The organism is Rhodococcus sp. MurmanLake-1 (assembly GCF_056945715.1).
Genome location: NZ_JBWZNF010000014.1, coordinates 109,969 through 128,887, shown reverse-complemented (window position 1 = coordinate 128,887; position 18,919 = coordinate 109,969). Strand labels below are relative to the sequence as shown.

General features: G+C 63.8%; 18 protein-coding genes. 8 read left to right on the top strand and 10 right to left on the bottom strand.

The window, feature by feature from the left end; all coding sequences use genetic code 11:
- Positions 1 to 36: 36 nt before the first annotated feature.
- The 4 genes from rplI to rpsF all read right to left on the bottom strand — a co-directional run bounded on the left by rplI (position 37) and on the right by rpsF (position 1,669).
- Positions 37 to 492: a 50S ribosomal protein L9 gene (gene rplI, locus AC2ETI_RS27890; protein ID WP_003941243.1), complete on the bottom strand. Its 456-nt coding sequence runs from the start codon at positions 490 to 492 to the stop codon at positions 37 to 39.
- Between the two features lie 18 nt (positions 493 to 510).
- Positions 511 to 753 (bottom strand): 30S ribosomal protein S18, encoded by a 243-nt coding sequence (gene rpsR, locus AC2ETI_RS27885; protein ID WP_003941245.1) that lies wholly within the window; start codon positions 751 to 753, stop codon positions 511 to 513.
- A gap of 39 nt (positions 754 to 792) precedes the next feature.
- A complete protein-coding gene (locus AC2ETI_RS27880; RefSeq protein WP_003941248.1) occupies positions 793 to 1,317 on the bottom strand; it encodes a single-stranded DNA-binding protein in 525 nt (174 codons plus the stop codon).
- A 64-nt stretch (positions 1,318 to 1,381) separates the two neighbouring features.
- Positions 1,382 to 1,669 (bottom strand): 30S ribosomal protein S6, encoded by a 288-nt coding sequence (rpsF, locus tag AC2ETI_RS27875; RefSeq protein WP_003941237.1) that lies wholly within the window; start codon positions 1,667 to 1,669, stop codon positions 1,382 to 1,384.
- A gap of 210 nt (positions 1,670 to 1,879) precedes the next feature.
- Here rpsF and AC2ETI_RS27870 point away from each other — a divergent pair, with 210 nt between their 5' ends.
- The 3 genes from AC2ETI_RS27870 to AC2ETI_RS27860 are packed head-to-tail and all read left to right on the top strand — an operon-like array spanning position 1,880 to position 4,644.
- Positions 1,880 to 3,235, top strand: coding sequence for a glycosyltransferase family 87 protein (locus AC2ETI_RS27870; RefSeq protein WP_080910772.1), 1,356 nt, complete (start codon positions 1,880 to 1,882; stop codon positions 3,233 to 3,235).
- Complete coding sequence (locus tag AC2ETI_RS27865) at positions 3,235 to 3,819, top strand: GNAT family N-acetyltransferase (RefSeq protein ID WP_069145291.1); 585 nt, start codon at positions 3,235 to 3,237, stop codon at positions 3,817 to 3,819. Before AC2ETI_RS27870 ends, AC2ETI_RS27865 begins: the two co-directional genes overlap by 1 nt.
- 45 nt (positions 3,820 to 3,864) lie before the next feature.
- Positions 3,865 to 4,644: a DUF4190 domain-containing protein gene (locus AC2ETI_RS27860; protein WP_020971364.1), complete on the top strand. Its 780-nt coding sequence runs from the start codon at positions 3,865 to 3,867 to the stop codon at positions 4,642 to 4,644.
- Between the two features lie 6 nt (positions 4,645 to 4,650).
- Here AC2ETI_RS27860 and AC2ETI_RS27855 read toward each other — a convergent pair whose 3' ends face one another.
- Positions 4,651 to 8,493, bottom strand: a complete 3,843-nt coding sequence (locus AC2ETI_RS27855) for an nSTAND1 domain-containing NTPase (RefSeq protein ID WP_483634696.1) — start codon at positions 8,491 to 8,493, stop codon at positions 4,651 to 4,653.
- Positions 8,494 to 8,680: 187 nt separating this feature from the next.
- On the opposite strand from AC2ETI_RS27855, the gene AC2ETI_RS27850 reads away from it, so the two are divergent.
- Positions 8,681 to 8,980: a helix-turn-helix transcriptional regulator gene (locus tag AC2ETI_RS27850; RefSeq protein ID WP_020909716.1), complete on the top strand. Its 300-nt coding sequence runs from the start codon at positions 8,681 to 8,683 to the stop codon at positions 8,978 to 8,980.
- Between the two features lie 2 nt (positions 8,981 to 8,982).
- On the opposite strand, the gene AC2ETI_RS27845 is transcribed toward AC2ETI_RS27850, so the two are convergent.
- The 3 genes from AC2ETI_RS27845 to AC2ETI_RS27835 all read right to left on the bottom strand — a co-directional run bounded on the left by AC2ETI_RS27845 (position 8,983) and on the right by AC2ETI_RS27835 (position 13,744).
- Positions 8,983 to 10,560 (bottom strand): glycosyltransferase family 87 protein, encoded by a 1,578-nt coding sequence (locus AC2ETI_RS27845; protein WP_029256732.1) that lies wholly within the window; start codon positions 10,558 to 10,560, stop codon positions 8,983 to 8,985.
- A 39-nt stretch (positions 10,561 to 10,599) separates the two neighbouring features.
- The gene (locus AC2ETI_RS27840) at positions 10,600 to 12,747 is read right to left on the bottom strand and encodes a transglycosylase domain-containing protein (protein WP_019746057.1); all 2,148 of its coding nucleotides are present in this window, start codon (positions 12,745 to 12,747) and stop codon (positions 10,600 to 10,602) included.
- 577 nt (positions 12,748 to 13,324) lie between these two features.
- Positions 13,325 to 13,744, bottom strand: coding sequence for a DUF5318 family protein (locus AC2ETI_RS27835; protein ID WP_042448217.1), 420 nt, complete (start codon positions 13,742 to 13,744; stop codon positions 13,325 to 13,327).
- 107 nt (positions 13,745 to 13,851) lie between these two features.
- Between AC2ETI_RS27835 and AC2ETI_RS27830 the strand changes: the two genes are divergently transcribed.
- Genes AC2ETI_RS27830 through AC2ETI_RS27820 form a run of 3 tightly spaced genes read left to right on the top strand, consistent with a single transcriptional unit; the run spans position 13,852 to position 16,270 of the window.
- Positions 13,852 to 14,616: a DUF1707 SHOCT-like domain-containing protein gene (locus AC2ETI_RS27830; protein ID WP_020971369.1), complete on the top strand. Its 765-nt coding sequence runs from the start codon at positions 13,852 to 13,854 to the stop codon at positions 14,614 to 14,616.
- 30 nt (positions 14,617 to 14,646) lie between these two features.
- Positions 14,647 to 15,459, top strand: coding sequence for a DUF1707 SHOCT-like domain-containing protein (locus AC2ETI_RS27825; RefSeq protein WP_483634695.1), 813 nt, complete (start codon positions 14,647 to 14,649; stop codon positions 15,457 to 15,459).
- 10 nt (positions 15,460 to 15,469) lie between these two features.
- The gene (locus AC2ETI_RS27820; protein WP_020971371.1) at positions 15,470 to 16,270 is read left to right on the top strand and encodes a DUF1707 SHOCT-like domain-containing protein; all 801 of its coding nucleotides are present in this window, start codon (positions 15,470 to 15,472) and stop codon (positions 16,268 to 16,270) included.
- On the opposite strand, the gene AC2ETI_RS27815 is transcribed toward AC2ETI_RS27820, so the two are convergent.
- Together AC2ETI_RS27815 and AC2ETI_RS27810 are read right to left on the bottom strand one after the other, a co-directional pair.
- Positions 16,252 to 17,436 (bottom strand): M20 metallopeptidase family protein, encoded by a 1,185-nt coding sequence (locus AC2ETI_RS27815; protein ID WP_020971372.1) that lies wholly within the window; start codon positions 17,434 to 17,436, stop codon positions 16,252 to 16,254. The genes AC2ETI_RS27820 and AC2ETI_RS27815 overlap by 19 nt on opposite strands.
- Positions 17,433 to 18,014: a VOC family protein gene (locus tag AC2ETI_RS27810; RefSeq protein ID WP_178377362.1), complete on the bottom strand. Its 582-nt coding sequence runs from the start codon at positions 18,012 to 18,014 to the stop codon at positions 17,433 to 17,435. Before AC2ETI_RS27810 ends, AC2ETI_RS27815 begins: the two co-directional genes overlap by 4 nt.
- A gap of 41 nt (positions 18,015 to 18,055) precedes the next feature.
- On the opposite strand from AC2ETI_RS27810, the gene AC2ETI_RS27805 reads away from it, so the two are divergent.
- Positions 18,056 to 18,910: a MerR family transcriptional regulator gene (locus tag AC2ETI_RS27805; RefSeq protein ID WP_020971374.1), complete on the top strand. Its 855-nt coding sequence runs from the start codon at positions 18,056 to 18,058 to the stop codon at positions 18,908 to 18,910.
- Positions 18,911 to 18,919: the final 9 nt, after the last annotated feature.

The window sequence follows — 18,919 nt, the reverse complement described above, 5'->3', positions numbered from 1 at the left end:
CCGAAGTGTGCGGGGCCCGACGAGACGAACAGTCGACTATGCGCCGACGACGTTCAGGTTGAACTTGGCAACCACATCGGGGTGCAGGTTCACGACCACGGCGTGCTTGCCCGTGTTCTTGATGTGAGCCTTCGGCAACACGATGGAGCGCTTGTCGACAATCGGTCCACCGGCAGCCTTGATCGCAGCAGCGACGTCAGCGACGGTAACCGAACCGAAGAGCTTGCCCGAGCCACCGGCGGTCTTGACCGTCAGCGTTACGGACTCGAGGCCCTCGATAGCTGCCTTGAGCTCCTTGGCGTGATCCAGGCCGCGCACAGCGCGCGCTTCCTGTGCACGACGGATGCCCTCGACCTGCTTCTCGGCGCCACGGGTGGCGACGATTGCCAGTCCGCGGGGGAGCAGGTAGTTACGGCCGTAGCCGTCCTTGACCTCCACGGTGTCGCCAGGCGCACCGAGGTTGTCCACGTCAGCGGTGAGGATGAGCTTCATGTTCTTTCCTCCCTTTCCTTAGCGAGCCACGGTGGCGTAAGGCAGCAGTGCTACCTCACGTGAGTTCTTGACGGCAATGGCAACGTCGCGCTGGTGCTGGACGCAATTGCCGGTGACACGGCGAGCACGGATCTTTCCGCGATCGCTGACGTACTTACGAAGCAACGTCGTGTCCTTGTAGTTGATCTGCGTGTTCTTCTCTTTGCAGAAGGTGCAGACCTTCTTCTTCATAACCTTGTCGCGCAAGGGCGGCTTCGGCATGTCTTTGCTCTTTTCTGGATGTTCCTGATCAGGTACGGATCAGAAGGGCGGTTCGTCGCTGCCCGCACCACCGAAGGAGCCCGAAGCCTGAGGCGCACTGCCCCAAGGATCGTCTCCACCCGAAGGTGCAGCGCTCGGACGTCCGCCACCCGATCCGCCGGAGGAACCGCCGAAGTTGCCGCCTCCACCGCCGCCACCACGGTTGGCCTTGTTGACCTTTGCCGTGGCGTACTTCAGTGAAGGACCGATTTCATCGACTTCGAGCTCGACGACAGTTCGCTTTTCGCCCTCGCGAGTTTCGTACGAACGCTGCTTGAGCCGGCCGCTCACGATTACTCGTGAACCACGGGTCAAGCTCTCCGCGACGTTCTCGGCTGCTTCGCGCCAGATGTTGCAACGCATGAACAGCGCATCGCCGTCTTTCCATTCATTGGAATTACGGTCGAAGGTGCGGGGCGTGGAAGCAACCGTGAAGTTTGCAACCGCGGCACCCGCCGGGGTGAAACGAAGTTCAGGATCAGCCGTCAGGTTTCCGATGACGGTGATGATGGTGTCGCCAGCCATGTGGTTCCTCCTGCATTGATGTAAGACCGTTGGGCGCGAGAGTAGAGCTCGCTACCGACAGTAATTACTTGTTGTGGCGCAGAACCTTCGTGCGCAGAACCGACTCGTTCAGACCGAGCTGACGATCGAGCTCAGCGACGGTGGCGGGAGTGGCGTTGATGTCGATCACCGCGTAGATACCTTCAGCATGCTTCAGGATCTCGTAGGCGAGACGACGCTTACCCCAGACATCGACCTTGTCGATCGTGCCGCCGTGCTGGCGCACAACATTGAGGAACGTATCCAGTGAAGGAGCGACAGTGCGCTCGTCCAGGCTGGGGTCAAGGATGACCATCAATTCGTAATGACGCATAAGACCTCATCACCTCCTGTGGACTAAGTGAAAACGGCCACGGACTATCCGTGGCAGGAGGGTCGTTGCGTCAGCAACCCTCGTAGGTTACACGAGGGGCCTTGACCAGGGAAATCGTCCCGGCCCTCCGGGAAGACCACCAGATCGATGCGCGACGCGTGGTGCAGACGCATCACCCCGCGAGCCACTGCGCCCCCTAGGGTGAGAATCATGCGAACAGACCGCAAGACCCCGGCGTCGATCCTGGCGTTGGTCGTCGGATTGTGCGGGCTGACGATGGCGCTGGGCTATTTCAACAAGGCCAGATGCGGCGGTGCACCGTTCGCGCCCGACGGCCGAAGCCTGAACTTCGACGTCAACAAGAACATCGACGTCTGCTACTCCGACATTCAGCTGCTCTGGCTCGGACGAGGCATCGATCAGCATCTGTTCCCCTTCGTCACCGGCGGCATAACGCCCGAAGGATTCCTGACCGGCGGAACCGTCGAATACCCGGTGCTCAGCGGAATTCTGATGTGGCTGGGCGGTATCGGCTCACACACCGACACCGATTTCCTTCTGCACTCGGCCCTGATCCTGGCTCCTTTCGGACTGCTCACGGCGTGGATGCTCGGCAAGATGAGCGGCGCGTACGCGCTCGTGTGGTCGGCGACTCCGCCTCTGGTTCTGTACGCATTCCACAACTGGGAGCTCCCGGTGGTGGCCACCAGCGTCGGCGCGATCTTCCTGATGACGTTCGAGCGGATCCCGCTGCGAACTCGCGCGGTTCTGGCGGCCGTCATCCTGGCGATCGGTTTCTGTTTGAAGCTGTACCCGGGAATGTTCGTGCTGCCGCTCATGGCCTACGTGCTCCTACGCGGCACCGAAGGCAAGCGCTACGACGTTCGTGGGGCGCTGATGACGGCGGGCGCGGCGATCGTCACCGTCGTCCTCGTCAACCTGCCGTTCGCCCTCATCTCGTACGAAGGCTGGCGCGCGTCGTTCAGCTTCCAGGAGAAGCGAAGCGCCGACATCACCACCAACTCGGTGTGGTTCTGGGGTTTGCGCCCGTTCTACGGTTTCGGAGTTCGCGAACTCAACGCCGACTACGACGCACTGGTGAGCATCCTGTCTCCGGTCATGATCCTGGTCTCGTTCGCGCTCGCGATGTATCTGGGTTGGCGCCGCTACGTCCGTGACGGCTACTTTCCGTGGATTGCAGTCAGTGCCGCGATGTTGTGCGGATTCGTGTTGCTGCACAAGGTCAATTCACCGCAGTACACACTGTGGATCCTGCCGTTCCTCGTACTGTTCAAGATCCGGTGGTTCTGGATCGTCGCCTATCTGATCGCCGACGCGGCGTTGGGTATCGGCATCTTCCGGTACTTCTACCAACTGGACATGAATCTCGATCCGAGCAAGTACGAAGCCGTCGTCCAGGCGAGTGTGTGGGGCCACGTCGTCCTGCTCGCCGTGTTCTTCTTCTTGTTCCTGCGAGTCCCACTGCGGTATCCGCTTGCCGGTGGGACCGATCAGATTGCGAACTCCGACAACAACCTTCCGACTCACTCACGGGAGCACGCCTGATGACTGCATCATGGTTCGAATCACCGACGCTGACCGGTGATCGTGTCCGACTCGAACCCCTGGGCTTCGCGCACACCGACGCTCTGCTCGCGGCGGCCGACGACGCGGCGATCTTTCGTTGGACCGCAGCGCCCATCACCGATCGGGAACAGGCACAGAGGTACATCTCTGCAGCCCTCGACGACCCGAATCGGATCGCCTTCGCGCAGGTGAACATCGCGACGAACGCCGTGGTCGGCACTACGTCCATGTACCAGATCGACCCGGTAAACCGCAGTCTTGCAATCGGATACACGTGGTTGTCGCGATCTGTTCAGGGAACCGGGATCAATCCCGAATCGAAGCTGCTCCTGCTTCGCCACGCCTTCGACCAGCTCGAGGCCGTACGCGTCGAGTGGCACACGGACGAGTTCAACGAACAGTCCAGGGCAGCGATCGCAAAGCTCGGCGCTCAGTTCGAGGGCCTGCTGCGCAAGCACCGACGCCGCGTCGACGGCAGTTGGCGTACAACAGCGCTGTTCGCGATGACCGACGAAGACTGGCCGACCATCGCACCTCAGCTCGAGACACGTACCCGAAACTAGCGATCACCTGCACTCTTCGGCCAAGTCCATGCCAAGATTCACCTCATGAGCGATCAGGGTGGGTACGGGTACCAGGGCAATCAGAATTGGCAACCGGCTCCGTACGGGCAGCCCGATCCGTACGGCAGGCGCCCGACGAACACACTCGCGGTGCTCGCCCTCGTCTTCGCGTTCCTCATCGCGCCGTTGGGGATCGTCTTCGGGCACATCGCTCGCGGCCAGATCAAACGGACCGGCGAAGAAGGCGACGGACTCGCCCTTGCCGGACTGATCATCGGCTACATCTTCACCGCACTCGGCATCCTGGCCGTGATCGTGTGGATCGCGTTCTTCGGGCTGCTCGCCGCCGCTTTCGGCAACGCCGCCAATGACGCGAGTTCGCGGAGTTTCACCTACACGACGCCGTACTCGTACTCCACGACCACGACTCGGGCACCGAGTGCACCCACCACAGCGCCGAAAACGACGACGCCACCACGCGTCACAACCTCGATCGGTCCGGCGCCGACCGTCTCTGGCACCGACCGTCAGGGTTTCATCTCCGGCGGCCCCAGTTGCAACTCCACCAATCCTGCCGTCGCCATCGCCGTCACGACCGGATCACGAATCGTCATCTGCGAAACGGGAGTCGGCCGCTACTACTACAAGGGTCAACGGCTGAGCGACGGCGCCACCATCGAACTCGACGATCCGACGCCCACCGGCAACGGATTCACCGTCACCAACAAGGACGTGACGTACCAGCTCACCTCCGCCGGACTGGTGATCACCGGCAGCGGAGGCGAGCTGGGTCGGGAACCGGCGCTCGAGTTCTGGATGAACTGACCCACGTCAGCCGGCGCACGGATCCTGATAGGGAACACCGGGCAGGTAACGCTCCCATTCGGCTTCCGTGATGGGAGATCCTGCGGTGCGGCACAATCGATCAACGACGCTGTCGGGGTCGATTCCCCACAAGCGAACGGTCTTGTCCGACCCGCTGCCCGCGATCATGTCACTCTCGCCGGCGAACTGAGCGTCGTTGACGCGACCCGGGTAGGCGGACAGCGTCGCAAATCGTGTTGACCGCGAGGGGGTCTCGATATCCCAGAGCCAGACGGTTCCGTCGCCGACACCGGCAGCGAGCCGATCACCGGCGCGGTTGAACGAGATCGAATAGATTGCGCCCTCGGGACCGAGAAGACGAGCGAGCTCCTCGGGTGCCGACGGTGTGCGTACGTCCCACACGGCGACCCTGTGATCCGCACTTCCGGCGGCCAACAACGTCCCGTCGGCGCTGAAAGACACTGCTAGTGCGTAACTTTCGAATCCACCCACCGTCGCCGCCACCCGGGGCGACGCTGGGTTCGACACATCCCACAGATCCACTTCGTTCTTGGCGTTCGCGATCGCCAGGATGTCGGCGCCCGGTTGAAATGCCATCATCTGCGGGTAAGAGCCGACATCGGTCGACGACAGCAGCTTCGGTTCCGATGGATCGGAAACGTCGACCAACGCAATGCTGTTGTCGTCCTGCGAGGACACCGCCAGCAGATCTCCGGCGGGATTCAACGCGACGACCGCCACGATGCCCTTCACGTACACCGCGGGTTCGCTGTAGATCCGTGGCGACGCCGGATCACTCAGGTCCCAAAGATATGCACCGCCGCCGCCGGTGCCGCTCACAGCCAGGTTCCCGTCTGCCGACACCGCCGACGCACCGCTGAAAGAGTCGTCCCCTTGCGGTTTCAACTCCGGCATCACCGCGGGGCGATCGAGATCCTCGGTGTTCCACGCCAACATCGCGCCACCCCTGGCCCCGACGCCGGCCACCAGACGCGAGCCGTCCGCGGCAAAGGGACTGGTGAAAATCGTGTCCCGAGGTCCCGCCCAGACCGGACCCGGTAGAGCCCACACGCGAGTCACACCGTTGAGTCCTCCGGTGACCAGGTTGCGGCCGTCGTCGCTGTAGTCGACGGTGGTCACCGCCCCACTGTCCGGAAGTGTTTCGATCAACGCCCCGGTTCGTGGGTCCCACACGCGCACGGAGTTGTCGGAACTTCCTGCGGCAAGACGTGTTCCGTCTTTGCCGTAGTTGAGTTCGTTGACGTAGCTGGAAAATCCCGTCAGTGCCGGCAGGGGAGTGGGGCGCGCCGGATCGCTCATGTCCCACCGAACCACCTCCCTGCCAGTGGTTCCCGCCGCAAGCTCGCGTCCGTCCGGACTGAAGGCGACACCGAGGTAGTGGACGGTGGTGCCGTTCGGCTCGGTCGCGAAGATCGGCGCCGATTCCTCACCCCACTTCTCGACGTCCCACACACGAAGTGTCGATTGACGCCCGCCTGCCACGAGGAAACGTCCGTCAGGACTGAACGTCGCGGTGACGATGCCGTCAGCTGGGTGCGGAAGAGCAGGCAAAGCAACGGCATTCGCGGAAACGTCGATGTTCCATCGCAGGACGTCGGGCGTCGAGGTACCGGCGACCAGCTTGGTTCCGTCTGGACTGAACTCCATGTCCTGCACTACGCGTTCACCGTCGACGGGAAGAGTTCCACGGACCGGATTCTCGGGATCCGACACGTCCCACAGCGCAGCGCCGCCGGCGCCACCGGTCGCAAGCAGCCGTCCGTCCGGGCTGTAGGCGACGGCAAAGAGCGCCGTGCCCTCCGAGACTCCGAGGAACTCCGCCTGCGGAACAGCTGAGGCCACACCGTCCACCATCGGATAAAGTCTGACCTTCCCATCCGAACCACTTACCGCCACAACAGTTCCGGCTGGGTTTATCCGGGCCTTCATCGCGCCGGGCGGTCCGATGATGCGAGTAGCCGAATGAACGCCCGACGCATCCAGCAATGCCGAGCCGGCTTCGGTTGTTTCGTTGACCGCAAATGCCGCCAGAGCAAGCTGCGACGCCAGCGACGGATCCCGCTCGCGCATCCTGATCGACTCGGTGGCCACCTGACGCGACATCGCCTCGTCTCGCGCGGTATCTGCTTGGACACGTTGACGATTGGCTCCGATACCGGCGACGGTCGCAACCACCGCCAACACCAGAGCGATCACCGACGCAGCTGCCAACGCAGTCACGAGCCGTCGCAGAACGCGTGTACGTCGGCGATCGGCAAATTCCTGCTGATCACGATGCTCGATGCTCGCAGCGAGGTACTCCCGCTCGGTGGCGTTGAGGTCGGCGGCGCGGGTCCGACTCGGTTCCAGTGGGAGACCGAGTTCACCCGAGTTCAGCCATTCTTCCGTCAGGTGAAGACGTGCGGGTCCGAGCAGCGCGCCGGGGTCGCGTCCACTGTCTTCCCACACCTGCGCCGCGTAGGTGAACCGGCGATGCACCGCCAGGCCGGCGCGGTCCGAGTCGATCCAATCGCGAAGCCGACTCCACGCTGACAGTAAGACCTCGTGCGAAACCTCGACCGTCTCTTCGTCGACGGTGAGAAGGCGCCGTAAGGCGAACCGGTCGATGACGGTGTTCACGTCGTCGACGTCGTCACCGAGGAAGAGTTCGGTGCGCGGTGCACGCCGACGCGTCTGCGTCACTTCGTCGACGTTGACCAATCGGAGGAAGATCCTGCGCGCCAACTGCTGCTGCCGCTCTGTGAGCTCGCCGTACACTTCCTCCGCGCTTTGCTGGACGGCTCCGGCAATCCCGTCGGTGGCGTAGTAATCCGAGACGGTCAGAGTTTTACGCGTCGACCGTTGCCAGGTCCCCAACAGTGCGTGTGACAGCAAGGGCAAAGCTCCGGGGTCGCTCGCCGTACGCGAGCCGCGTGGTGTCAGCTCGGAGACCAGAACCTGAACCAATTCGCTCTGCACGGTCATCCCGGCCTTGACCGCCGGCTCGACGATCACCTCGCGCAATTGTTCGTCGGTCAGTGGCCCGACCACCATCGGCGAATCGTCGAGCAGCGGCACCAAAAGCGGTTCCTCCGCCGCGAGACCGTAGAAGTCGGCGCGCATTCCGATGACGGCGATGGTGTTCTCACCGAGTTCCGCGAGAGTCCGCAGTATTTCCTCGCGCCGATCACCGTCGCACTGCGTCCACAGTTCCTCGAACTGGTCGAGGATCAAGACGGTTGGTTCGTCGGAAATCGACGACGGAATTCCTCCCGTACCCGGCTGCAGGATTTCCACCCGCCAGCCGTCGAACCGTGAATCGCCCTCGGCAACCTTGGGGGCGAGTCCCGCCCGCAGCAACGACGACTTACCCGATCCGGAAGCACCGATCACCATGAACTGACTGCGGCCGACACCTCGTATCGCCGACGCCACCCGTTGGGCCAAGTTGGCAGTGAGTTCGTCTCGACCGAAGAACCACTCGGCGTCCTCTTGTCGGAAAGATTCGAGACCTCGATACGGAACGGTGGCGTCGCCGCGTCGTCTGGCCGTCAGCTGCCTCACTCGTTGCACCGCACCGATCCAGCGCTGCCGCTCATCCTCGGAGTCGACACCGCAGGCCTCGAGGAGCGCAAAAAACATCGGGGTACTCGCCGGCGTCGGCAGGTGTTGGCCGGCGAACCATCCGCTGACGGTTCCGTGCAAACCACCCGAACGCTCGACGGCTTCGCGGACCGTCAGTCCGGCTGCCTTCCGCAACGCCGTGAGCGCCTCAGCAAACTGTCCACGCGACTCGATCTGGCCCGGATCGACCTGATTGTGCCTACCGGCTTCCGCCTTCGAGTTCATAGCGAGGCACTCTATCGGAGCAGGTAGGAGATTTGTCCGTTGTATGGACTCTGTATCGAGAGAGTTGCGTCCGTTCCACTGAGACGCCTAGATCGAAATACTCGTTCTCAGTCGCGCCCCATCTCAGCAGCCCTTCTGCAAATACGGCAGTCGACGCCCATTCCCTCCGTCGAAAGGCGCTGCGCGCATGTCTTCAATCGGCTTTTCTCCGAAGATCGAGGCAAACGTGTCCCGAGTCGGCAACCCCAAGCACGGCAAGCACAAGCCGAAGCTGAGCGTCCGCGAGATCGAAGTACTTCTCGCCTGGCTTCGTTCGGATTCCAAGTCCGAGGTCGCCGAGACACTCGGCCTACGCGTCTGCACCGTCAACACACACATCACTCGGGTACGCACGAAGTACAGCGACGTCGGGCGGCCGGCTCCCACGAAGGCAGCGTTGTTCGCCCGCGCGGTCCAGGACGGGTACACCACCCTCGACGAGTGGTGACCTCAGACCGCGACGGTTTCCGGTTCCTTCGCTTTGGACGGCTTCAACCAACCGGGTAGCCAGGCAGGTTGTTTGTCCGGAGCCTGATCGAGAACACCGCCCGCCGGATCGTCGATGAACCCGTACCGCACGAGATCCTCCGACGGCCGGTAGATCTGACGGAGCACCAGCGCGCACAGAACGAGTACCGCGATGTCCCGGATCACGACGGTTCCGGTGAACCACTGCTCGGGCAGCCCCTTGTTGGACACCCCGAGGTAATACATCATTCGAGGAACCCAGACCAGGGCGTCGATGGTCATCCACGCGAGCAGGAGTCTGCGGTGCGGCAAGGCCAACACGGCCAGCGGCACCAGCCACAGAGAATACTGCGGGCTCCACACCTTGTTGGTGAGCAAGAAGCCCGCCACCAACAGGAAGCACAACTGCGCAACGCGCGGACGACGCTGCGCCGTCAGGGCGACGTATCCGACACCGATGCAGACGGCCACGAACAAAAGCAGAGAGACGGCGTTGAGATTCGACGGTGACTCGCCCTGTGCGAGAGGACCGTCGAGGCCCTTCCACGACGTGAACGACGCGATCACGTTGTAGAGGGAATCGGGATCGGCCCCGCGCTCGGAGTTGAGCCGGAAGAACTCGTACCAACCATGCGGGTACAGGGCGGCGATGGGCAGGTTCACCGCAAGCCATGCCGCGACGGCGCTGAGTGCGGTCACCAGCCAGTCCCTCGTCTTGCCCGCGCGCAGACACAGGACAAAAAGCGGTCCGAGTAGGAGCAGCGGGTAGAGCTTCGCGGCGCCGCCCAGGCCGAGCAGAATTCCCGCGAGCACGGGCCGCTTGCGTGCCCACGCCAACAACCCGCCGGCCGCGAACGCCGTCGCCAGAGGATCGAAGTTCGTGAACACGTGCACGATCACCAGGGGCGAACAGGCGATCAGCGCGCCGTCCCACACCCGTCGTCCGGCCAGCAGGGTGCTCGCCCACACGGTGACCAGCCACGCCAACGCCAAACCGAACGCGACGACGTTGAAATAGAGCGCCACCTGAATCGCGCCCGGCAGCCAGGTGATCGAATCCCACGCCTTGGCGACCTTCATCGCGCCGTACTGATAGAGCCCCGAGATGACCGGATACTCCATGTACCGCATCTGGATCGAACCGTCGCCGCGTACTTCTTCCCACGACGTCTTGTACGGGAATGCTCCCTGATCGAGGCGTTCGGCTCCGTACAGCGGAACGGTGTCGGAGTAACACATCGCCACGTACTGACGGCTGCCACTCCAGTCGAGGCCGACCTGCCCGCTCTCGCCGACCGGCGCCTGCTGAATACAGCCGGCCTTCGCGAACCAGCCGAAAGCCAAAAACACCACGGCGAGCAGAAGGATCACTCGCATCGGGGTGAAGAAGCGAGTGCGTCCGATCAGTGCGTGACGACCTACCGGACCGCCGACGGTTCCCGACAGCGCAGACACCATCGCGTCGTTGCGACTGGGAACGTCCCGCCAATCCGCCGAACGAAGATCTTCGGCCAGCGGAGCGGGGGAGGTCGGTTCGGCATCATCAGCATTCGCGGCCACTCCGCGAGGTTACCGTCTTTCGAACCGACCACCCTCCAACTACTGGCCGGGGCTCACACCTGCCGGTTCTTCCTCGGTGGTCTCGCCTGCCCCTGGTACCTGCGGCGTGGTTGTCGTCGGCCGGGAGATCCCCGGAATCGGGATGGTGATGCCCGGCAGAACCTCGACCTGCGTCGTCGTCACCACGGGCGGCGGAGTGGTTTCCGTCGTCGTCGGTGCGGTGGTCGGCGGCGCCGACGTCTTGGGCGGTGCAGGTGCCGTGTACTCCGGAACACCACCGGCTTGGCCGTTGATCTTGCCCGGCGTCGGGAACTTCTCGTTGTCGGTGCCGTCGAGGGCGCCGTCCATCGTGTCCTTCCAGATGTCCGAAGGCAGACCCGAGCCGTAGATCATCGCGCCGCCCGAGTTGGTGATCGCTTCACCGTCGGGAGTTCCGACCCAGACCGCGGTCGAGAGTGACGGCGTGTAGCCGACCATCCATGCGTCCTTGTTGGCTCCGGTGTCACCGAGCTGCGCAGTACCTGTCTTCGACGCCGACAGACGTCCGCCGGCCAGGTTGTGACCGCGCGAGTACGCCGCGATCGGCTGCATCGCAGCCGTCACGTTGTCCGCCACGGCAGCGTCGATGCGGTCCTCACCAGCGGGTGCGCCGCGGTCCAGCAGCACGGTGCCGTCGGCGGCAACGACCTTCTGGACGAAGTGCGGTGCGTGATACGTGCCGGATGCGGCGAGCGTCGCGTACGACGACGCCATGTCGAGCACGCGGGCCTGGTACTGGCCGAGCACGATGCCGTTGTTGGGACCGGAACCGTCAGCCTCGGTGAGCGACGGGCCGACGCCCGGGATGTCCTTCGGGATGCCCGCTTGGTGTGCGATGTCCGCGATTGCCTGCGGGCCGTTGCCGTCGAGGCTGAGCATCTGGCGGTAGAAGCTGGTGTTCAGCGAACGCTTGAGCGCCTCTGCGATGGTGCAGGTGCCGCAGCTTTCACCTTCGACGTTGCCGATGGAGATGCCGTTGACGGTCAGCGGCGAGCTGTCGTACATCTGCGAGAGCGGGATTCCCTGATCCAGGGCGGCTGCGAGACCGAACACCTTGAACGAGGAACCGGTCTGAAGTCCGGCATTCGCGAAGTCGTATCCCGCGCCGTCCTCACCGCCGTAGTACGCCTTGACGGCTCCGGTCTTCGGGTCGACCGATACAACGGCGGTGCGCAGGTTCTCCGGCTCACCCTCCATGTTGGAACGGGCTGCCTCGACCGCTGCGGCCTGAGCCTGCGGGTCGATGGTCGTGGTGATCTGCAAGCCCTCGGTGTTGAGCAACTGCTCGCTGATTCCGGCGTCGCCGATCTCCTTGAGCACCTGACGCTTGATCAGGCCCTCGGGTCCGGTCGAGCCTTGGCTGCTGTTGTCGACCTGGGCGAGCGGGATGTAGGCGGGGTACTGCATCGGCGTGCGCGCGGCCTGATCCAGCGTGCCGGCGGACACCATGCCGTCGAGCACGTAATCCCAACGGGACTTCGCGCCGGTCGGGTTGGTCTCGGGATCGAGGAGCGACGGAAGCTGAATCGACGATGCCAGGACGGCGCCTTCTTCGATGGTCAGCTGGTCGACGGGCTTACCGAAGTAAGCCTTGGATGCTGCGCCGATGCCGTATGCGCCGCGACCGAAGTAAATGGTGTTCAGATACGCGGCGAGGATGTCGTCCTTGGACCACTCGTTGGCCATCTTCGAGGAGATGACGAGCTCTTTCATCTTTCGCGTCAGCGAACGCTCCGAGCCGACGAGCGCCTTCTTCACGTACTGCTGCGTGATGGTCGAGCCACCACCGGCACTGTCGCGACCGAGGACGTTGTCTCGGGCTGCGCGTGCGAAACCGGAGATCGAGAAGCCCGGGTTCGAGTAGAAATCGCGGTCCTCTGCGGCCAGAACGGCGTTCCGAACGTGAAGCGGTACCTGATCGAGCGAAACCTCGACGCGGTTGCCGTCCGGCGGGACGACAGTACTGATCACCGTGGTCCCGTCGGCGGCGAAGACCGTCGCCACCTGATTGGTCTTGAGGTCACCTGGCTTGGGGACGTCCTGCACGATGTACGCCGCCATGAAGGCAAGGACGGGCAGAACAAGACCGAGCGCCACCAAGACGTAGGCCGAGCGGCGAACTGTGCGCCACTTGGACTTCTTCTTCACGGTGCTCTTTCTTCCCTTCGGGGGTTGTCCGTCATTGCCACCGCCACCGGAGCCACCTGTCGGCGGCTTCGTCGGCGGAGGTCCGACCGGCGGGCGGGTGCCCGCGTTGGTACGGGTGGTCGCTGCTGCTGCCGCGACGCGCTGGGTCGGTTCGTTTGCCTGAGCGCCTGCGGCGCGATCTCGAGGCGGCGGGCCGGCAGGCCGGCCTTGCGGCGGACGACCCTGAGGAGGGGGACCGGCGGGGCGGCTCTGAGGAGGCGGGCCCGAAGGTCGACCTTGCGGCGGACGACCCTGGGGCGGGGGTCCCATCGGACGGCCTTGCTGCGGACGACCCTGAGGGGGCGGACCCATCGGAGGGCGTCCCTGCGGTGGTGGGCCCTGCGGCGGTGGACCCATCGGACGTCCCTGCGGCGGACGACCCTGAGGAGGTCCGGCGGGACGGTTGGGACCGACGGGACGGCCACCCGGGTTGTTGCCTCCCGGGTTGTTGTTGCTGGGGGAACTCACGAATCAAATCTCCAGTGGTCACGGACCGATCACGTGCAGACTTCGATCGGGCCCTTCTTCGGGTGTGGCGTTACTCGCTGGCGGTGCGCCGGCTTGGTGGGCGTGCTCGCCGCGGTCGCGGCGGCGCAGGTACTGCGCCGAGCACATAGGACTGCACCAAGTGGTTCCAACTGCAGGTACGGCACACCTCTACAACGTGCACCGTGAACTCCTCTGCTGTTTCCGCAAGCCGAGCGAGCTCGTCCGAGGTTCGGGCCGATCCCGAAACCTGACCGAGCTTGTCGCCGAACACCCAGGACACGAGCGTCAACTGTTCCTTGCGGCAAATGGGGCAGACGACGTCGCTGCCCCGGCCGTGGAACTTCGCGGCTCTGAGTAGGTACGGATCGGCGTCACACACTTGCTTGACGTCGGTCCTACCCGCAGACACTTCGGCCAGCACAGACCGACGCGCGAGCGCGTAGTCCACAACTTGCCGCTGTATCCGCACCTGACCAGCGTACGTGCGTCCGTGCCGCCACGGACGGTTCGGGAGGGTCACGATGAACACATTTTGCGGTCCGGACGCATGGCGACCAGCAATTATCATTGGAACCTGTGAGTTCTTCCAAGACGCCGGCCACCCGCGCACGCGATACGGACCGTATCGACGCCTGCGCCAGACTTGACGCCGCTTACGCCGAGGGACAACTGGGCGCCGCCGAATACTTCGATCGCACCGAGCAAGCGCGAACTGCCACGACGGTGGTCGAGTTGGCGTCGTTGATCGGCGATCTACAGGAAGCTGCACCTCGTGCGCGCGTGAAATCTCCCCACGTGACCTTTCGACGAAAAGTGCTCTACGTTTCGCTGGCCGCTGCGGCGGTGGCGGGCGCGATTGCACTGGCTGCAGCCCAACGCGGTCCGCTCGAGCCGCCGGCCGAGGTGGTCGAACGGTTCACAGCAAGCACCGAGCCTGCCGATTCCCCGTTTACTCCCACCGGCATCGACGACGTCTTCGCGTCGTTCGTCGCGACGTACGGTTCCGAGACGGTGCGGGTTGCGACGTTTTACCCCGATCGAGCGGTGGTCGGCCGCGTCGACGGATCAGGGAACTTCCGGAACTTCGATTTCCGCGGCACTCTCACTCCGTCCGACGAACCCGCGTCGGTGGCCGGCAGCACGGACATGGACCTCACCAACGTGAACCGCGACGCCTTGGTATCGGTGATCGCACAGTCCCCCGCCGCGCTGGCCGGTACCCGCGTGGACCACATCACCTTGGCCGATTCGGGTGCGCCGGTGATAAGCATCTACGTCGTCGACGACACCGGGGCGTACACGGGCGTGCGCAAGATGACCTTCGACGGCAGGGTGTTCTGACGCACAGGCCTTGAATTTAGGATTCTCGGCATGGCCCAGAAATATCCGCCGAACACCCGCGCCGCAAACCGGGACAGGGAGACAACCGCGGCCGTCGTCGATGCGGCGTTCGGAGACGGACAGTTGAACGCCGCCGAGCATCGCGCTGCCGCGCAGGCGGTGGCGAAAGCGCGCACTCTCGACGAACTGGCCGCCATCGTCGCCGACTTGCAGGGCGCAGCGAATCCGCCGTCCGATCGACGTCGCCCACCAAAACGACCGGTGCCGTGGTTCGCAGCGGCAACGGTGGCGGCAGCGCTGGTCGTCGGCGTCGGGGCTTATTCGCTCACGCACCGAGATCCCGTGACGCCGCCGCCCGCAGTTGCGCCTGCCGTTGTCCCGAACCCGGAGCCCTTGGTCATACCCACACCCTTCATGGCGAGCGCGGAAGGGATCGCCCTCTTACGTGACCGGTTGCGGGAAAAGTTCGGCTCCACCGTCGTCGACGAGATCACCTTCAACAACAGCGCAGCCTATTTCTCCCTCGCTGTTCCCGGTCAACCCAACCGGAAGATCAAGTACTCCTTTCGCGGCGGCTTCACTGCGGACGGCGATCCGGAAAGCCGTAAGATCGACACTGCGACAGTCGATCTCGACGCGATTGATCTCGAAGCCGTACGACGAAACATCGAGGCGATCCAGCGGCACGTCAATGTGCCCGACGCCCAGGTCTACTACATTTCGTACACTGCCGGAGAAGAACCGCTGCTGGATATTTCGGCGAAAAACAGCTTCGGCGAAGGCGGATTCGTCAATACCACCTCCGCTGGCGAACTCGTCCGCGTCTACGCCTTCACCGATTAGGAATCAGATCATGCCGTCGAGTCCCTCCCCGTCTAAACGTGCACGAGATTCCGACCGAGCCGATACCTGTGGGGTGCTGGACAACGCCCTCGCAGACGGGCAGCTACATGCCGGAGAATACGAGTCTCGAACATCAAAAGCAATGTCCGCCAAAACAATTCACGACCTTCAGGTTCTCGTGAATGACCTTCAGATCCCCTCTCGATATCTCGACACCGAGGTGGTCCGGCCCCGCCTGCCTGCGCCACCGAAATCGGTGAAAGCTGCTGCGGCCGTCGTACTTGTCGCCGGTGTCGTCGGGGCGCTGATCGGTTCGGCCACCAACCCGGACACGTCACCGCTCGGGACCGACGCACCGATCCCGAATCTGATGACCGGCCACGGCGTGGCGCAGTTCATCGACGATTACCGGGCCGAATTCGGCGACACCATCGCCGATACCGTCTCGCTCAGTACCGAAAACGCAACCGTAGAACGAGTGGCCCATGATCAGCCCGGCAACTACGTCAGATACATCTACGATGGTGACTTCAAATCCTGGTCGACACCTTCACCCCGAAAAACCGGGACACGAACAATCGACCTGTCGACGGTCGATCTCGAGGTTCTGGCGCGGCTGATCGCCGGCGCTCCGGAAACGCTCCGGGTTCCGGGCGGAGTGGTCGACCAGATCCGTTTCGAATACCCCACCATCGGCCGAGCCAACGAGCCGACTGTCTCTATGTACGTGAGAAACGAGGCCGACGACTCCGGCCACCTGGAGACCACACTGTCGGGCGAGCCATTGAGCGTCTACCCATTTGCGCCTTGATCTGCCAGACGCCCTTGCACCCACGCCACGATCAGATCCCGGGTGGGGGCGAGCACGTCATCGGAAAATGTCGCCCGCGCAGAGTGATTCGACGGTAAGTGGCTTTCGTCGCTGGTACGGGCCCCGACGAGCAGGAAGACACCGGGCACTTCGCGGAGGATCCACGAGAAATCCTCGGAGATTCCGATCGGCTGCTGCAATCGAGTGACCGACGTGCCGACTCCCGCGGCGACCGCATCCAGTCGGTCCAGTTCAATGCCGTTGCTGACTGTCGGCACAGTGTCCTGGGTCAGCACCACTTCAGCCTCGACGCCGTGCGCGTGTGCGACGCCGTCGACGGTACGACGCACGATCGACTGCAGACGCGCATCCGTGTCCTCCGAGAAACTGCGGATCACCCCGGACAGAGAAGCGTTGTCGGGTATGACGTTTCGCGCCTCACCGGCGCGTAATGCACCGAACACCACCGCAGCGGGCTCGAACATCGAGACGCCGTGTGACGCCGCGATCCCCACGGCACCAACAGCTTCCGCCGCCGCTGTGAGTGGACTACGCGCCAGGTGAGGGGAGGAGCCGTGGCCGCCACTGCCGGTGATGGTCACATCGACGAGCGTCGAACCCGACAGCACTGCACCCTCGCGTGACGCGAATTCACCGGCGCCGAGCAGATGAGCGAGGACGTGCAACCCCAGTGCGGCCACCGGGCGCGCGCCGGAAACGCCCAGGAGGCCTTCCTCGAGTGCCAGTTTCGCACCGCCGTGGCCTTCTTCTCCCGGCTGGAAGAAGAAGATGACGTCGCCGGTCAGATCGGCTCGCCTCTCCTGGGTTTCCAATGCCGCCGCGAGGACGATCGCCATGTGCGCGTCGTGACCGCACGCGTGCATCGCCCCGTTGCCCGACGCCCAGTCGAGTCCGGTGTCTTCGGCAACAGGGAGAGCGTCCATGTCGGATCGCACCAGGACGGTGGGAACCTGAGACGGGTTCGAGCGATCGACCCTGCCGCCGCGCACCACGGCGGTTACCGACGACATCGCGGTGCCGAGCGTCAGTTCGATTCCCGATTCGACGAGTCGGTCCAGCAGGTAGGCCTGGGTCAGCGGGAGGTCGAGGCCCACTTCGGGCATGGCGTGCAGATCGCGACGTACCGCGACGATGTCGATGCTCACAGAGTGCTCCAGATGTCGTTGGTGACGCTCAACTCGTGCCCGTCCGCGTCGTCGAGGGCGAACGAGTGAAGGGCTGCGGGTCCGCGGGTCGTCACCAGTTCAGTGGGTCCGTTGCTCAGACCGCCCGGTTCTTCGGGTCCGCGCAGGTGGATCTCCCGCAGTCGGCGCGGCTCAGATGTCGCGCCGGGAAACGCCTGGCCGCCGGGACGCTCGAGCCGGAAAGGTAGGTCAGGGCGAATGATCGCCTGGTCGCAGCCGACGAGGCGGACGCTGACGCCGGCGCGACTAAGCGGCACGGCGTCGTCGCCGACAGTGCCTGCCACTGCCCACGCCGCCAAGGCCCGGTCGTGTTCAAGTGCGGCAGAGACCAGTCGTCCGAAGGGGTGCTGCGCAGCGGCGACGGGGTCGTTCACAGTCGCCAGTTCCAGGTACGTCTCCCCCATCGGAATGATCAGATTGCTGGTGCCGACTCCGTCGTGGCGGCCACCGCCACGCACCTCGAGACCTGTCACCTGCGACACAATTTGTGCGGCTTTCTTCAAGTCGCCATGTACGAGAACTATATGATCTACGCGCACGTTCACCGTGATCCGTTTCCCCTTTCGTGAGGTCGAGGTCCATGTCTTCAACCAGTTCCCCGAATCGTCCGGACGAGCCGGTGCCGAAGTCTGCAACCGATGCCGCGATCCTCAAGATCGGCCACGTGGCCAGCATCGTCGGCGTGTCTACCGCACGAATTCGGTTGTGGGAGCAAGAACGGCTGATCACCCCTCTTCGCACCGAGTCCGGGCAACGCATGTATTCGATGCAGGACGTCAAACGGCTCGAGAAGATCCGCAAGCTCCTCGAATCCCGCTCCATGACCGTCGTCGGTATCCGACAGGCGCTTGACGGCGACGTCGAGGACGACGCCCCACCCGCCGAAGACGACATCGGCGCCATAGGCGCCCGAGTCAAGGAGCTTCGACGCCGAAATCGGATGAGCCTGCGTGACCTTTCGCAGGAAATCGCGGTCAGCCCTTCTGCGTTGAGCGCATTCGAGCGTGGACTGAGCAAACCCAGCATCGGACGCATCACACAGATCGCACATGCGCTCGGAACGACCACGCCGGAGCTCCTCGGTATGCCGGCCTCCGAGGATCGGATGATCGTGCGCGCCGACGAGCGCGAAGTCCTTCCCCTCGAAGCCGAAGGCGTTCGAATCGAGAACCTTTACCAGTCGTCGACGGTGTTGCAGTCCCAGATGGTCACCATCGAGCCCGGTTTCGGCAGCGGTGAACCGATGACTCATGCAGGAGAAGAGTTCCTCACCGTTGTCGCCGGCAGCGTGGAGATCGTTCTCGACGGCGTCGAAACCGTGTCTCTGGCCACCGGCGACTCGATGACGTTTCCCAGCACTCGCCCGCACACTTACGCCAATCATGGCACCGTCACCGCCCGCGTAGTGTGGGTGAACACTCCACCGACCTTCTAATTCCTCCAG